The sequence below is a fragment of the Bacillus sp. MYb209 genome (assembly GCF_002975175.1).
In the GTDB taxonomy this organism is placed as follows: Bacteria; Bacillota; Bacilli; order Bacillales; family Bacillaceae_G; genus Bacillus_A.
In genome coordinates this window covers 259,314-274,701 of record NZ_PCNZ01000001.1, presented here as the reverse complement: position 1 = coordinate 274,701, position 15,388 = coordinate 259,314, and the positions used below count along the sequence as shown (strand labels likewise).

The window sequence follows — 15,388 nt, the reverse complement described above, 5'->3', positions numbered from 1 at the left end:
AAAAGACGTTTTAGGTTAAGGTGAACAATATGAAGTTACAACTTATGTACTCTTTTTTACGATCGGATATTAATGTTATAGAAAAAGAATTGAAGAAGACAGTTGCTTCTGAGCAGCCGTTAGTAGAAGAAGCGGCATTACAGCTTATTGAAGCAGGTGGGAAGCGGATTCGCCCTGTTTTTGTTTTGCTTGCAGGGAAATTTGGGGATTATAAGTTAGATGCAATTAAGCATGTTGCGGTTGCATTAGAACTTATTCATATGGCTTCGCTTGTTCACGATGATGTAATTGATGCTGCGTTTTTACGACGCGGTAGCGCAACGGTGAATGCGAAATGGGGAGATCGTATTGCAATGTATACAGGAGACTACTTGTTTGCGAAGTCTCTTGAATGTATAACAAATATAGAAATTCCAGATGCACATCAAGCGTTGTCTCATACAATTTTAGAAGTTTGTAAAGGTGAAATCGAACAAATTAAAGATAAGTATAACTATGATCAAAATTTAAGAACGTATTTAAGAAGGATAAAACGAAAAACAGCATTGTTAATCGCCGCGAGTTGTCAGTTGGGAGCGATTGCTGCTGGTGCTAATCGTGATACTGTAAATCGTCTATTTTGGTATGGATATTTTGTTGGTATGTCTTATCAAATTATTGATGATATTTTAGATTTCGTATCGACAGAAGAGAAGCTTGGAAAGCCTGCTGGTGGTGATTTATTACAAGGTAACATTACATTACCTGTTTTGTATGCCATGGAAGACCCAGTTCTTCGTCAGAAAATTACATCTGTGCATGAAAATACAACAGCAAGTGAAATGAAAGAAATTATTGATGATATTAAAGCGAGCGAAGCTATTGATAAAGCATTTTCGTTTAGTGAACGTTATTTACATAAAGCATTAGAAATAATAAAACCACTCCCTCGTGGACAGGCGAAGTATGCGTTGCAAAATGTCGCAAAGTATATTGGAAAACGAAAATTTTAGTGTTTTTTCTAAAAAATAAAATAATCTATCTATTTCAGAACTATTGCACAATTGTGATAAGGGTGTTAATATGTGTGTGGGGATATACAATTACATACATAATTCAGAAGTGGAGAGATTTTTTATGGAAAAAACATTTCTAATGGTAAAACCAGACGGTGTACAACGTGCCTTCATTGGGGAAATCGTAGCTCGTTTTGAGAAAAAGGGCTTTCAATTAGTTGGTGCAAAATTAATGCAAGTTACTCCGGAAATTGCTGAACAACACTACGGTGAGCATAAAGAAAGACCTTTCTTTGGTGAATTAGTAGACTTTATTACATCTGCCCCTGTATTCGCAATGGTATGGCAAGGTGAAGGTGTAGTAGATACAGCACGCAATATGATGGGTAAAACACGACCACATGAAGCTGATCCTGGAACAATTCGTGGAGATTTCGGTGTAACTGTTGCGAAAAACATTATCCACGGTTCGGATTCTTTAAAAAGTGCAGAGCGCGAGATTGCTATTTTCTTTAAGGAAGAAGAATTAGTAGACTACTCAAAATTAATGAATCAATGGATTTACTAATTATTTTGAAATAATTTGTAAACGCTTTAATAACTGTGATAATAGTAAAAAGTGCAAGAAGAATAGGGTATTCTTCTTGCACTTTTTTTTATTTCGATCAGTTACGAAGTTAGGACTGTTATGATATATTGGTATGTAAAGTAAAAGGTCTACTGTTATGAAAATAATAGAATAATTACAAGTAGGGAAAGCAAACACTCGATTTACTATATAATTTCTTTGTATTTTAAAGAGTGATGGAAGATAATATAGCTACTTTATGTAGCGGGATAAATACATATGCGAAAAGAGGAATAACGTATGCGATATATTACAGCTGGTGAATCCCACGGTCCGCAACTTACGACAATTTTAGAAGGTGTTCCGGCAGGATTATCTTTAGTAACGAATGATATAAATGAAGAATTAGCTAGAAGACAAAAAGGATATGGACGCGGTAGACGCATGCAAATTGAGAAAGACCAAGTGCAAATTGTAAGTGGTGTTAGGCATGGAAAGACGATAGGATCTCCGATTGCACTCGTCGTTGAAAATCGTGATTTCGCACATTGGACTAAGGTTATGGGCACAGAACCGTTAACTGACCAGGAAGAGAAAGAAATGAAAAGGCAAGTTACGAAACCAAGACCTGGACATGCTGATTTAAATGGAGCGATTAAATATGGTCATAGAGATATGAGAAATGTATTGGAGCGTTCCTCCGCACGTGAAACGACAGTTCGTGTTGCAGCGGGTGCAGTTGCGAAAAAAATATTAGCGGAGTTAGGAATACAAGTTGCAGGACATGTTGTCGAAATTGGTGATGTACAAGCAGAGAATATTTCATACAACTCTATTGCAGAATTACAAAGTATTACAGAAGCATCTCCTGTACGTTGTTTAGATGAAGAAGCAGGTAAAAAGATGATGCAAGCAATTGATGATGCAAAGGCAAATGGCGATTCTATCGGCGGCATTGTTGAAGTAGTTGTAGAAGGAATGCCAATTGGGGTAGGTAGCTATGTACATTATGATAGAAAGTTAGATGCAAAATTAGCAGCGGCAATTATGAGTATTAACGCCTTTAAAGGTGTTGAAATTGGAATTGGTTTTGAAGCAGCACATAGACCGGGAAGTGAAGTGCACGATGAAATCCTTTGGGATGAAGTGCAAGGGTACAGAAGAAAAACGAACAATGCAGGTGGATTAGAAGGCGGTATGACAACTGGCATGCCAGTTGTTGTGCGCGGTGTTATGAAACCGATACCGACATTATATAAACCTCTTCAAAGTGTTGATATTGATACGAAAGAACCTTTCACGGCGAGTATTGAACGTTCAGATAGTTGTGCAGTACCAGCAGCTAGCGTTGTGGCTGAGGCTGTTGTGGCTTGGGAGCTAGCAACAGCTTTAATTGAACAATTTGGGTTAGATCGTATGGATCTTATACGTGAAAATATTGAGAAACATAATGAATATGCGAGGGGATTTTAATGGAGAACATACATATTCAAACGAAATCAAAAGAATACGATGTACATGTTGGAAAAGAGGCGTTGTCACATGTAACAACGCTTATTCAAAAAATGAATCCTGTGGTATCTAACATAATGATCATTTCTGATGAAGCTGTTGCATCACTGCATTTACAGACAGTTGTTGATGCATTGCAAGTAGAGCAAAAAGTGTTTTCGTTTGTTGTACCGAGTGGCGAAAAAGAAAAGTCTTTTGAAAATTTCTATGAGGCTCACACTTCGGCTCTTGAAAATAAATTAGATAGAAATTCTTTAATCATCGCACTTGGAGGCGGAATGATTGGAGATTTGGCTGGGTTTGTTGCCGCGTCATTTATGCGTGGTATTCGCTTTGTCCAAGTTCCAACGACTTTATTAGCTCACGATAGCGCAGTAGGCGGGAAAGTAGCAATTAACCATCCACTAGGAAAAAATATGATTGGAGCGTTTCATCAGCCAGAAGCTGTTGTATATCATACGCCATTTTTACATTCACTTCCTGAAAAAGAGTGGCGATCAGGTTATGCAGAAGTGATAAAGCATGCTCTTATTGGTGATGTAGAGCTATATCATTGGTTAAAAGAAGAAGTGCAAATATTAACGGATCTTCGTGATGAAAAGTTAATTCATATATTAACGAAGGCGATTCCTGTGAAAGCGAATATTGTGTCGCAAGACGAAACAGAAAAAGGTGTACGTGCCCATTTGAATTTTGGGCATACGTTAGGACATGCTCTTGAAAAAGAGTTAGGATATGGAAATATTACTCACGGTGATGGAGTAGCAGTTGGCATGCTATTTGCCATGTTTTTAAGTGAGCAAGTGTACAAAGTTGATCTTTCTTATGAAGAAATGAAGCAGTGGTTCTTGAAATACGGTTATCCGAAAATGCCAAGCGACTTGAATGTAGAACGTCTCGTTCAGTTGATGAAACAAGATAAAAAAGCAAATGCTGGAACAATTCATATGGTGCTTATGCAGGAATATGGGGGAGTGAATGTCGTATCTATTTCAGATGAGACTGTTCATATTGCGTTAGAAGCATTTCAAAAGGATATGGTCTAAAAAAGTTGTAGAACAGGTATGAAATGCATATTTAAAGGTATTCTCGTAATGGTGACGGTTATGATTAAAGATGACAGTAAGGAATTATAAATCATATCAATGACTGGGGGAAGAAAAGTGAGAGTAAAAGAGCAATTGTTAACTTTGAGAGCATATGTACCTGGGAAAAATATTGAGGAAGTAAAAAGAGAATATGGATTGTCAAAAATTGTGAAATTAGCATCGAATGAAAATCCGTTTGGCTGCTCTGCGCGTGTGACAGAAGCATTAACTTCGTTAGCTAATCAATATGCACTCTACCCGGACGGGGCGGCTTTTGAGCTTCGTGAGAAAGTAGCAGAGCATTTAGGTGTAAAAGCGGAACAACTCTTATTTGGTAGTGGGTTAGATGAAGTCATTCAAATGATTAGCCGCGCTTTGCTACATAACGGAACAAATGTTGTAATGGCGAATCCTACGTTCTCACAATATTATCACCATGCTGTTATTGAAGGAGCGGAAGTTCGGGAAGTACCACTTGAAAATGGTATTCACAATTTAGATGCAATGTTACAGCAAGTAGATGAGAAAACGAAGATTGTATGGATTTGTAATCCGAATAATCCGACAGGTACATATGTAGAAAAACAAAAATTACTTTCATTTTTAGAATCAGTTCCAAGGTCAGCGCTCGTTATTATGGACGAAGCATATTATGAATATGCTGGTGCAGAAGATTATCCGCAAACATTACCTCTTCTTGAAAAGTACGAAAATCTTATGGTGCTACGTACATTCTCAAAAGCATATGGATTAGCTGCTTTTCGTATTGGATATGCGGTTGGTGATGCAAAGCTTATTGGGCAGCTAGAGGTAGCAAGACTACCATTTAACACATCAACTATCGCACAAGCGGTAGCGTTAGCGGCAATAGAGGATCAACAGTTTTTACAAGAGTGTGTGAAGAAAAATGCCGGAGGATTAAATCAATATTATGCATTTTGTAAGGAATATAACGTATTCTACTATACATCTCAAACGAATTTCATTTTCTTGAAACTTGGTATACCTGGTAATGAAGCTTTCGAACGATTAATGAAAAAAGGATATATCGTTCGTTCTGGTGCAGCATTTGGTATGCATGATGGTATTCGTATTACTGTTGGATTAAAAGAAGAAAATGATGAGATTATTGAATTACTTACGGAACTTGTAAAAGAACAAGTGAAGAAAGAAGAAACGTATTCTTAAGAAATGGTGAAGGCTCCTGTTACAGGAGCCTTTTTCATTTGAATTGCAATAAGGGGAGTTGTTTGCACGTTCAAGAAAGAAAACGTTACAATAGAAGTAGACGTATAAGAAGAACTATTGTACATATAACTTATTTAAAATGTGAGGAGGATACAGTTTGAAACTAGTAGGACGAAAAAATAGTTTGAATGGGAAAATTGTTGTTCCAGGAGATAAATCTATTTCGCATCGCTCTGTTATGTTTGGAGCGATAGCGGAAGGGACGACGAAAGTATCAAATTTTTTATTAGGAGAAGATTGTTTAAGTACAATTGCATGTTTTCAAAAACTAGGTGTCCAGATTGAACAGAGTGGTAACGATGTCACGATTTACGGTAAAGGGTTACATAATTTACAAGAACCGAAAGAAGTATTAGATGTGGGGAATTCAGGGACGACTATTCGTCTTATGCTTGGGATTTTAGCAAACACGCCGTTCCATAGTACGATAATTGGTGATACATCAATTGGAAAACGTCCTATGAAACGTGTTACAGACCCGCTTAGTAAGATGAATGCTCAAATCGATGGTAGAGAAAACGGACAATATACACCTTTATCTATTCGCGGTGGTAAGGTAAAAGGTATGCATTACCATTCACCAGTAGCAAGTGCACAAGTGAAGTCAGCAGTTTTACTTGCGGGTTTGCAAGGGGAAGGCATAACTACGGTAACAGAGCCTATGCAATCTCGTGATCATACGGAAAGAATGTTACGTGCATTCGGTTGTACCGTAGATGTTAATGGACGGACCGTTTCATTACAAGGTGGACAACAACTTAAAGGTGCAGACATAGAAGTTCCAGGAGATATTTCTTCGGCGGCATTTTTCTTAGTAGCTGGTGCAATTGTCCAAAATAGTAAGCTTGTATTGGAAAACGTTGGTTTAAATCCGACGAGAACAGGGATTTTAGATGTATTAACAAAGATGGGTGCACTTATTTCTATCGATCATATTAGAAATGAAGAGTTTGAACCGTGCGGGGATATTACGATTGAAACATCTAAACTAAAAGGAATAGAAATTGGTGGAACTTTTATTCCAAGATTAATTGATGAAATTCCTGTAATTGCTTTATTGGCAACGCAGGCAGAAGGAATTACTGTTATTAAAAACGCTGAGGAGTTAAAAGTAAAAGAAACAAATCGTATCGATACGGTTGTAGATGAATTAGGCAAATTAGGTGCGAAGATTGAAGCTACACCAGATGGTATGATTATATATGGTAAACAAAGTTTAAAAGGAAATACTGTTAATAGTCACGGCGATCATCGTATTGGGATGATGCTTGCAATCGCATCGTGTATTATAGATGGAGAAGTGAAAATAGAGAATAGTGATGCGGTCGCTGTATCGTATCCGAAATTTTTCGAACAATTAGCTGCGCTATAAGAGAAAGTATAGGAAGAGGCAGTTCACTCAAAAGGTTGCGTTCTTACACCTAGTTGCTTATGATAAATGAACAGAAGAGAATATTTTTTGAATTAAAGGAGACGTTTATGCAAAAGTTTGAACAGGCTGTTACATATATTGAAAATGGTGAAGCGGAAAAAGGATTACAATTATTAAAAGAACAATTACAAGTTGCGAATGATGAAGAGAAGTATGATATCGCTCGCTACTATCATACACTTGGATTTACGGATGAGGCGCTAGCAATTACTGAAGACTTACGTTTACTATATCCGGAAGAAAGTGAATTTACGGTATTTTTAGCAGAATTATATATTGATCTAGATAAAGAAGATGAAGCGATTGAAGTACTTCATGATATTCCGGAAAATGATGACTTATATGTTCAATCGTTATTGCTTGTTGCGGATTTATTCCAAATGCAAGGTTTTGATGATGTAGCAGAGCAAAAGTTATTAAAGGCGAAAGAAATCATGCCTGACGAGCCTGTTATTACGTTTGGATTAGCAGAATTATATAGTAGTAAAGGTGAAGAACAAAAGGCAATCACTTATTACGAGTCGCTATTAGCGGAACATAAAGTAATGGGGGGTGTTGTCATTGCGCTTCGCCTTGCAGAAACGTTAAGTGCAATTGGAAACTGGGAAGGGGCGATCTCTTACTATGAAGCGGGCTTAGAGGAGCAAAAAGATATTCACTCATTATTTGGATATGCCTTCACATTATATCAAGGAGAAGAATATCAAAGAGCGATTGGTGCTTGGCAAGAACTAAAAGAATTAGACCCTGAGTACGCATCGCTATACATGTATTTAGCGAAAAGCTATGAAAAAGAAGGAATGCTTCAAGAAAGCTATGAAACACTTCATGAAGGAATTAAAGTAGATGAGCTTGCTGTTCCGTTTTATGTAGAATTAGCGAACATTGCAGCTAAATTAGGAAAAGTAGCAGAGGCAGAGGAAGTGCTTCAAAAAGCGCTTGAGTTAGATCCAGGACATTTAGGTGCAACATTAAAATATGCATATATCTTAAAAGAACAAGAAAAGTATGAAGAGTTAATTACAGTTGTAGAGCGTGCTATTGATAGCGGAGAGCCAGATACACAACTACTTTGGGATCTTGCGTTTGCAAAAAAACAATTAGAAATGTATTCGGATGCATTAAAACACTATGAAAGTGCATATACTTCTTTTAAGAATCATCCAGACTTCTTGGAAGAGTACGGTTATTTCTTATTGGAAGAAGGAATGCGAAAAGAGGCGAAAGAAGTATTTACACAGTTAATACAACTAGACCCAACACAAATTCATATTGAAGAGTTGTTATATAATTTAGAGGATTTTTCATAAGTTGGAAGGAAACTGAATGCCGCTTCTTGAATCTAAAAAGAAAAGAGAAAGACAGAGGAGGGACTTAATTGCGATGAATACCCCTGTTTCTGTAAACGAGAAGAAGGATTTTGTAAAATGGTTTTTGAATAATTACCAACTGAAACAGCGTGAATGTGTATGGATTTTGAATTATTTAATGAGTCACGACCAATTAATGCATAAAGTCCACTTCGTAGAGCATGCAAAATATTGTCCGCGTGGCTTAGTAATGTCAGCAAATTGTGTGAAAGACACACCGTTTCACTTTTTTAAACAAAATGTAATGACAACAGATGCAGAAAAGTCGTTTCATGATATTCGTTTGAATCGAGATGAGGATATTTATATTCAGCTTAATTTTAAATCATCGTTCCAAAATGCAAACTATGTAGCTGTATTAGAAGAAAACCCATATTTGCCAAAGCATATTGAAGTGAATGAAAAAGATCGATTGCTTGCAGAACGATTTTTAGAAGAAAGTGTATTCTCATTTAGAAGAGAGCGTCTTTTGAAACAAATTGATGAAGCTTTGGATAAGCAAGATAAGGAAGCATTTCATAGGTTAACAGCAGAGTTGAAAATTTTATAGAATTCATTTTGATTATGTAATCTTTACGAATTTCAGACTTTTTAAGAAAAACTACTTAATAATAGGTAGTTTTTCTTTTTTTACCTCTTTTAGTATGGTTTAATATATATAAAGTGAAAGTTCTGTTATTTCAAATGGAGGAGGGGAGAAAAGGTGAAATGGATTGTAAAAGATGTAGAACAGTTTGAGCAAGCGAGGGAGTATGTAGATACAGGGATTATACCCCTTTTGTCTATTTCGGCAGCAAAAGAAATCAAAATGGTTGTAGAGCAAGGTGAATTTATTGAGGCTTTGAGTATGGAGTTGGAAAGGGAGTATAAAGGAAGAGTGCTTTTACTGCCCGCATTTACGTATTTGGTAGAGAGCCAAAAGAATGAAAAAGACCGTTTGCAAGAATGGACAGATCATTTGCAAAGGCAAGGTTTTAAGCATATTGCCTACGTGACAAGTGATTTTTCATGGAAAGAAGATATGCGAGATTTGCAGGGTGATTTATTTTGGTTTCCATCGTTATCATTAGAGCAATTTAGTGACCAAGCGAAAAGGGAAGTTATTCGTGCTCACATAAAAAATATTATGGAAATGTTGGAAGAAAGATGGATAAAAAAATAATAAACAGAAAGTTCTTATTATTATGAGTAGTATGATATTGACCTATACAAGAGGGTATTATATCATGATAGTGTCCTAGTTTTTATTTTTTATATAATTTTTTCACGAGGGGACAATTTCTGATAGAGGGGGGAAATTTTCGTGAGCGAGAAAGAACATCGTGTGTCAAGAAGACAGTTTTTAAATTACACACTTACAGGGGTAGGAGGCTTTATGGCGGCGGGTATTTTAATGCCGATGACGCGGTTTGCGCTTGATCCGGTGTTAAGAAAAGAAGCGGAAACAGATATGGTTGCTGTTGGACAAGTAAAGGATATTACAACAGAGCCGAAGCGCTTCGATTTTAAGGTGAAGCAGGTTGACGGATGGTACAAGTCTGAAGAGCCAAAATCTGCTTGGGTGCATAAAGATGAAAGCGGAGACATTGTTGCGTTTTCTCCAGTGTGTAAACATTTAGGTTGCACAGTGAACTGGAATTCGGACAAAGCACATCCTAATCAATTCTTTTGCCCGTGTCACGGGGGACGTTACACAAAAGATGGGATGAACATTAAAGGCACACCGCCTCTTGCTCCGCTTGACGTATACGAATCCAAAGTAAAAGATGGAACACTTTATTTAGGAAAAGCGAAGCCAAAAGGGGGTGCAAAGTAGATGTTAAATAAAATTTATGATTGGGTGGACGAACGTTTAGATATTACACCGATATGGCGTGATATCGCTGATCATGAAGTACCTGAGCATGTTAACCCGGCGCATCACTTTTCTGCATTCGTCTACTGCTTCGGAGGACTTACCTTTTTCGTTACTGTAATTCAAATTTTGTCTGGAATGTTTTTAACGATGTATTATGTGCCTGATATTAAAAATGCTTGGGAGTCGGTTTACTATTTACAAAATGAAGTTGCGTATGGACAAATTGTTCGTGGTATGCACCACTGGGGTGCCAGTCTCGTAATTGTAATGATGTTTTTACATACACTCAGAGTTTTCTTCCAAGGTGCGTATAAAAAGCCTCGTGAGTTAAACTGGATTGTTGGTGTTCTTATTTTCTTTGTTATGTTAGGTCTTGGTTTTACCGGATATTTATTACCGTGGGATATGAAAGCGTTATTTGCTACGAAAGTAGGGATTCAAATCGCAGAGCAAACGCCGCTCATTGGTCCTTATATTAAAACATTACTTGCTGGCCATTCCGAAATTGTTGGCGCTCAAACATTAACTCGCTTCTTTGCTATTCACGTCTTCTTCTTACCAGCAGCACTTCTAGGTTTAATGGCCTTCCACTTCATCATGATTCGCAAACAAGGTATTTCCGGTCCGCTATAAGAGATTGCTAAATTAAAGGGGAAAGAACAAAAGGAGGGAGATTATGCATCGCGGCAAAGGGATGAAGTTTGTAGGAGATTCTCGGGTACCAGTAGCCCGGAAACCAAATATTCCAAAAGATTATTCTGAATATCCAGGGAAAACAGAAGCGTTTTGGCCGAATTTCTTGTTAAAAGAATGGATGGTTGGTGCAGTTTTTTTAGTCGGTTATTTATGTTTAACAGTGGCGCATCCGTCACCGCTTGAGAGAATGGCGGATCCTACAGATGCAGGATATATACCACTTCCAGATTGGTATTTCTTATTCTTGTATCAGTTATTAAAGTATTCGTATGCTTCAGGCTCATTTACTGTAATTGGTGCGTTTATTATGCCGGGGATTGCGTTTGGAGCGTTACTATTAGCTCCGTTTCTAGATCGAGGTCCAGAAAGAGCGCCATTGAAGCGTCCTGTAGCAACGGGGTTTATGCTTTTAGCAATTGCATCGATTATTTTTTTAACTTGGGAATCTGTAGCACACCACGACTGGGAAGCTGCAAAAAAACAAGGAGCAATTGTAAAAACAGCACCAGTTGATAAAAATGATGATGGCTACAAGTTGATGCAAAAAAATACTTGTTTAACATGTCATGGTGACAATTTACAGGGCGGGGCGGCAGCACCGGCTTTGCAAAACTTAACTTTAAAACCAGAAGACATCGCTAAAATTGCGAAAGATGGAAAAGGTTCAATGCCTAAAGGTGTATTTAAAGGTACAGATGAGGAACTGAAAAAGCTTTCGGAATTCGTTGCAAAGTATAATAAAAAATAATAGAAAAGCTGACTACAAAATCTGTAGTCAGCTTTTTATTTTGATGACGGAAAGTTTGCTATATAATAGAGTAGAGTTCGATGAAAGAATTACTTTGTTTGAAAGGTGTTGGACATACAGCTTGGTTTACTTGTATGCAATGTTAAGGCAACGTTCGGTACTATTATTTTTATTGGTTGTTAACATATTAGGTACAATTTACGGATTCATATGGTATGGAAATCAATTAAAAGAAACCTCACCTATATTTTGGCCGTTTGTACCAGATAGCCCTATGGCGACTCTCTTTTTTGTCTTTGTTTTAATTGCTTTTTTGATGAAGAAGAACTGGGGGTTAATAGAAGCGTTAGCGATAGTTACTTTAATAAAATATGGTGTTTGGGCTGTTGTTGTAAATGCAATTATGATTTATGTAAAAGGTCCTATTGGCCTTATGGGATATATGTTAATGTTATCTCATTTTGCGATGGCAGTACAGGGAATGTTATATGCTCCGTTTTATCGGATAAAAAAATGGCACTTCACTTTAGCTGGCATATGGGCATTACATAATGATGCAATTGATTATTTATTTTGGCAAATGCCGAGATACGGGATTATGCATTTGTTTGTAGAGAAAATTGGTTATTTTACGTTTTGGTTAAGTATTGCTGTACTGTGTATTACATATTATTATTGCTTACGTAAGAACCGAAAACAGTTTTCTTTATGATGGTGAGGACATTTAGGGGGAGAAAATGAAGAAAAATAAGAGTGGTATAAACATATTGGATCGATTGATCACTTTAGTAGTTTCCTATAGCATAGCATTTTCTGTTTTCGCTCTCGCGACAACGGTAGTTGTATATGGAAAATGGTTGTATTATTTTGAAATTGATTTTTTAAATATTCCAGATTTAGCGGATATGGCGAAAGATGAAATTAAGAGAAATTATGATGTGCTTATTACATATTTATCGCCGTTTTATGAAGGTGCATTACAATTGCCGACATTAGATATGTCCACAAATGGACGCATTCATTTTGTAGATGTTAAAAATGTTTTAGTAAAGATTCAATATATAATGTATGGAACGATTGTAATTGCTGTATTAGGAGGAGCGTATTTATTAAAAAAGAAAAAAGAAAAGTTTTTACTTCACGGAGCGATTCTGACAATTATTTTTCCAATAGCTCTTACGTTACCAATTGCTATTAATTTTGAAAAGAGTTTCGTATTATTTCATAAGCTTTTATTTAGCAATGATTATTGGATGTTTGATATTGAAACAGATCCGGTTATTTTAATGTTACCGGAAGAATTCTTTATGCATGCTGCATGTGTTATTTTATTATTGATTTTAGGTGGTAGCATACTTTGTTACAGTGTGTATAAATATTTAGTGAAAAAGAAAAGGGTTTCAAAGAAAAAATTCTCTGTTTAAAGAGAATTTTTTTGTTTTTGTTCTGTTCTATTCTTGTCCAATTCCACATATTTTGTACTAGTAGTTATAGGGGGGACCGGGATGAAGAGAACATTAATTGGACTGATAGCATTTCTAATTATAATGTTTCCAGTACGTATATATGCTGAAGAGTGGAGTGAACTAACTGGATTGCTAGATGACTCTTTACAGTTAGTGAAGAAAAAAGAAGATGAGAAGGCAATACAAGTACTGCACCATTTCTCAGAGCAGTTTCTATCAAAGGAGAATGAAAATAATTCAAAAGTAATTCCGGGACAAATTAGAGTCGTTTCTTTAGCATACGATAAGGCGAAACAATCTCTCTCGGAAGATTTAGATAGGCAAGTTAAAGTTGATAATGTGTTAGCGTTACAACTTGCTGTTGATGCGCAAGTATCTAAATATCAGCCACTTTGGATGGAAAGAGAAAGAAAGATAATGAATGCTTTTTCTCAAGTAGAAAAAGCGATGAAAAAAGACGATGATGGACAATTCCAACAGACGCTAAATACATTTTTAAATGAATTTAATATTATTTATCCTAGTTTAATGATTGCTCTGCCAGAAAACGAAGCGCAGCGTGTAAATGCACATTTATCTTATTTGGATGAATTTCGTAACGTTATGTTAAAAACGAAAGGTGGACAAATGCAACTAGGGATTATTAAAGGTGATTTGCAAAAAATATTTCATACAGTAAAAAAAGATGAGATTGCTCCCTCTCTCATTTGGTTTATGACAATTACTGGAGGACTTATTTTGTTCACTTTAACGTATGTTGGATGGAGAAAGTATAAAGGGGAGAGAGAGAAGCGGAGAAGTAACTTGCATTCTAAAGATAGATAATGCGTATAAATAAAGATACGGATTGTAATGTTTATTTATTGACAACGGTGGAAGAAAAAAATAGAATGAGAAGTACTATAATTAAAACTTCAATGGAGGTTTATGATGTTTTATTTAATTTACTTCGCGATCATTTTGATCATACCGTTGTATGCACAGTCAAAAGTACGTAGTGCCTATAGCAAGTATTCACAAGTTTATTCAACATCAGGTATGACAGGAGCGGAAGTGGCTCGAAAAATTTTAGATGAAAATGGATTGTACAATGTAGCCGTAGAAGAAACGCCAGGTCATTTGTCAGATCATTATGACCCGCGTGTAAAGACGGTTAGATTATCGACAGATAACTATTATGGTCATTCAGTTGCTGGTACAGCTGTAGCAGCACATGAAGTAGGACACGCAATTCAAGATGCGAAAGACTATAACTTTATGCGTGTACGCCATTCGTTAGTGCCAGTTGCTAATTTTGGTTCAAACATGTCATGGGTTTTTGTCCTAATTGGTGTATTTGCACAAATGTCTGGTTTGTTGTTACTAGGAATTATTTTAATGGCAGCAGGTGTTATTTTCCAACTTGTTACATTACCAGTTGAGTTTGATGCATCAAAACGTGCAATGCAACAAATTGAAGCACTTGGTATCGTATCGACAGATGAGTACGGTCAAGCTCGTAAAGTATTAAATGCGGCAGCATTAACATATGTAGCAGCAGCAGCTGTAGCGGTATTTGAATTATTACGTCTCGTATTAATTTATACTGGTATGCAGCGTAGCGACGATTAAAGACTATCAATTATGATAGTCTTTTTTTGTTTTGTGGATTGAATCTTATAACATGTTACGAATGGAAATAATAGAGAGAATATGGGGTATAGAACTAGTTAAAATAAAGATAAGTATGGAATGATGAAAGAAGGTGACGGACATAGAATATCCAGATTATTTAGTTAAGCAAGTGAAGGAGCGTAGTGCTATATACCAATTAGAAGGTTTTTTAAGTGGACAGGGCCCTAGAAATCCAAAATTAATGCTTGTTGGAGAAGCACCTGGTGAAACAGAAATTCATAATGGTATCCCGTTTAGCGGGAAAGCTGGAAAACATTTAATGGAGTTTTTAGAACGTATTCACGTTACAAGGGAAGAAGTGTATATTACGAGTGCGGTTCGGAGTAGACCTTATAAATGGAGAGAGAAAAGGGAACGAAATGGCGAAATAATACAGAGGAAGTACAATAGAACACCGAATCAAGGTGAGATACTTGCCCATGCACCTTTGTTAGATTATGAACTGGAATTTATACAGCAGCCGGTTATTGTCACACTTGGTAATATTGCATTACAGCGTTTAGTTGGTAAAAATAATAAAATTACGGATGTTCATGGAGAATTGTTAAAGCAACCTGTGCAGCGATTGAAAGATAGCAGCAGTACAGAATTTATTTGGTCAGAAAAAGAATATCATATTTTTCCGACCTTTCATCCAGCTTCTATTTTCTATAATCGGAGTTTATTGGAGCTTATTTATGAGGATTTGGAGAAACTTAAAAGATTTGTAATAAAAAACCAGAAAAGCTAAAGA

General features: G+C 36.4%; 17 protein-coding genes. All 17 read left to right on the top strand.

Features of this window, described 5'->3' with window-relative positions; all coding sequences use genetic code 11:
- The first annotated feature begins 29 nt into the window (after positions 1-29).
- The 17 genes from hepT to CQZ94_RS01440 all read left to right on the top strand — a co-directional run bounded on the left by hepT (position 30) and on the right by CQZ94_RS01440 (position 15,385).
- Positions 30-992 (top strand): heptaprenyl diphosphate synthase component II, encoded by a 963-nt coding sequence (hepT, locus tag CQZ94_RS01525; protein WP_002011823.1) that lies wholly within the window; start codon positions 30-32, stop codon positions 990-992.
- Positions 993-1,116: 124 nt separating this feature from the next.
- Complete coding sequence (gene ndk / locus CQZ94_RS01520) at positions 1,117-1,563, top strand: nucleoside-diphosphate kinase (RefSeq protein WP_105584013.1); 447 nt, start codon at positions 1,117-1,119, stop codon at positions 1,561-1,563.
- 300 nt (positions 1,564-1,863) lie between these two features.
- Complete coding sequence (aroC, locus tag CQZ94_RS01515) at positions 1,864-3,036, top strand: chorismate synthase (RefSeq protein WP_105584012.1); 1,173 nt, start codon at positions 1,864-1,866, stop codon at positions 3,034-3,036.
- Positions 3,036-4,121: a 3-dehydroquinate synthase gene (gene aroB / locus CQZ94_RS01510; RefSeq protein ID WP_105584011.1), complete on the top strand. Its 1,086-nt coding sequence runs from the start codon at positions 3,036-3,038 to the stop codon at positions 4,119-4,121. Before aroC ends, aroB begins: the two co-directional genes overlap by 1 nt.
- A 117-nt stretch (positions 4,122-4,238) precedes the next feature.
- Entirely contained in the window at positions 4,239-5,351 is a 1,113-nt protein-coding gene (hisC, locus tag CQZ94_RS01505) for a histidinol-phosphate transaminase (protein ID WP_105584010.1), read from the top strand.
- Between the two features lie 157 nt (positions 5,352-5,508).
- Positions 5,509-6,783, top strand: coding sequence for a 3-phosphoshikimate 1-carboxyvinyltransferase (gene aroA / locus CQZ94_RS01500; protein ID WP_105584009.1), 1,275 nt, complete (start codon positions 5,509-5,511; stop codon positions 6,781-6,783).
- Positions 6,784-6,890: 107 nt separating this feature from the next.
- Positions 6,891-8,153, top strand: coding sequence for a tetratricopeptide repeat protein (locus tag CQZ94_RS01495; RefSeq protein ID WP_105584008.1), 1,263 nt, complete (start codon positions 6,891-6,893; stop codon positions 8,151-8,153).
- A 73-nt stretch (positions 8,154-8,226) separates the two neighbouring features.
- Positions 8,227-8,763 carry a ReoY family proteolytic degradation factor gene (locus tag CQZ94_RS01490; protein WP_002086615.1) on the top strand — a complete coding sequence of 179 codons (537 nt, stop codon included), beginning with the start codon at positions 8,227-8,229 and terminating at the stop codon, positions 8,761-8,763.
- Between the two features lie 153 nt (positions 8,764-8,916).
- Positions 8,917-9,375, top strand: coding sequence for a YpiF family protein (locus CQZ94_RS01485; protein ID WP_105584007.1), 459 nt, complete (start codon positions 8,917-8,919; stop codon positions 9,373-9,375).
- Between the two features lie 141 nt (positions 9,376-9,516).
- Positions 9,517-10,029 carry a menaquinol-cytochrome c reductase iron-sulfur subunit gene (gene qcrA / locus CQZ94_RS01480; RefSeq protein WP_105584006.1) on the top strand — a complete coding sequence of 171 codons (513 nt, stop codon included), beginning with the start codon at positions 9,517-9,519 and terminating at the stop codon, positions 10,027-10,029.
- On the top strand, positions 10,030-10,704 hold the full coding sequence (qcrB, locus tag CQZ94_RS01475; protein WP_000932700.1) for a menaquinol-cytochrome c reductase cytochrome b subunit: 675 nt from the start codon (positions 10,030-10,032) through the stop codon (positions 10,702-10,704). It begins immediately after the preceding gene.
- A 43-nt stretch (positions 10,705-10,747) separates the two neighbouring features.
- The gene (qcrC, locus tag CQZ94_RS01470; protein WP_105584005.1) at positions 10,748-11,515 is read left to right on the top strand and encodes a menaquinol-cytochrome c reductase cytochrome b/c subunit; all 768 of its coding nucleotides are present in this window, start codon (positions 10,748-10,750) and stop codon (positions 11,513-11,515) included.
- Positions 11,516-11,636: 121 nt separating this feature from the next.
- Entirely contained in the window at positions 11,637-12,227 is a 591-nt protein-coding gene (lhaT, locus tag CQZ94_RS01460; protein ID WP_105584004.1) for a lipoprotein heptaprenylglyceryl N-acetyltransferase LhaT, read from the top strand.
- A 25-nt stretch (positions 12,228-12,252) separates the two neighbouring features.
- On the top strand, positions 12,253-12,939 hold the full coding sequence (gene lit, locus CQZ94_RS01455) for a lipoprotein intramolecular transacylase Lit (protein WP_105584003.1): 687 nt from the start codon (positions 12,253-12,255) through the stop codon (positions 12,937-12,939).
- 81 nt (positions 12,940-13,020) lie between these two features.
- Positions 13,021-13,806: a sporulation protein YpjB gene (gene ypjB / locus CQZ94_RS01450; RefSeq protein ID WP_105584002.1), complete on the top strand. Its 786-nt coding sequence runs from the start codon at positions 13,021-13,023 to the stop codon at positions 13,804-13,806.
- Between the two features lie 105 nt (positions 13,807-13,911).
- Positions 13,912-14,592 (top strand): zinc metallopeptidase, encoded by a 681-nt coding sequence (locus tag CQZ94_RS01445; RefSeq protein WP_002086606.1) that lies wholly within the window; start codon positions 13,912-13,914, stop codon positions 14,590-14,592.
- Positions 14,593-14,725: 133 nt separating this feature from the next.
- Positions 14,726-15,385, top strand: a complete 660-nt coding sequence (locus CQZ94_RS01440) for a uracil-DNA glycosylase (protein ID WP_142395718.1) — start codon at positions 14,726-14,728, stop codon at positions 15,383-15,385.
- Positions 15,386-15,388: the final 3 nt, after the last annotated feature.